This is a genomic window from Brevibacterium sp. SIMBA_078, from assembly GCF_046534565.1.
In the GTDB taxonomy this organism is placed as follows: Bacteria; Actinomycetota; Actinomycetes; order Actinomycetales; family Brevibacteriaceae; genus Brevibacterium.
In genome coordinates this window covers 1-271 of sequence record NZ_JAWRYQ010000231.1, presented here as the reverse complement: position 1 = coordinate 271, position 271 = coordinate 1, and the positions used below count along the sequence as shown (strand labels likewise).

Below are 271 nucleotides of genomic sequence, written 5' to 3'. Positions count from 1 at the left end.
AGCAAGAAAAAGGCCGCAGAAGCTGAAAGAGGCGAGCTGAGACCAGCTAAGAAGCCGGATGTTGATAACTACATCAAAGGGATAAAAGATGGCCTGAATAAAGTCATTTGGCAGGATGATAGCCAGATAGTCGATCTACATGTAAGCAAATTCTATAGCAGTTCACCGAGAATTGAAGTCGAAGTCTCAACTCTCAAACCAACCCATGAGGAGGAACAAATATGTCTTTTGTAAATTTTGATGGATCAGTCAAGAAAGTAAATCACAAGCC

At 41.3% G+C, this 271-nt stretch carries 1 protein-coding gene; it reads left to right on the top strand.

Going from position 1 to position 271, the window contains the following annotated elements; translation table 11 throughout:
* A partial coding sequence (locus SB749_RS19545) for a RusA family crossover junction endodeoxyribonuclease (protein WP_410711770.1) occupies window positions 1-234 on the top strand: 234 nt, incomplete at its 5' end.
* Window positions 235-271 lie beyond the last annotated feature (37 nt).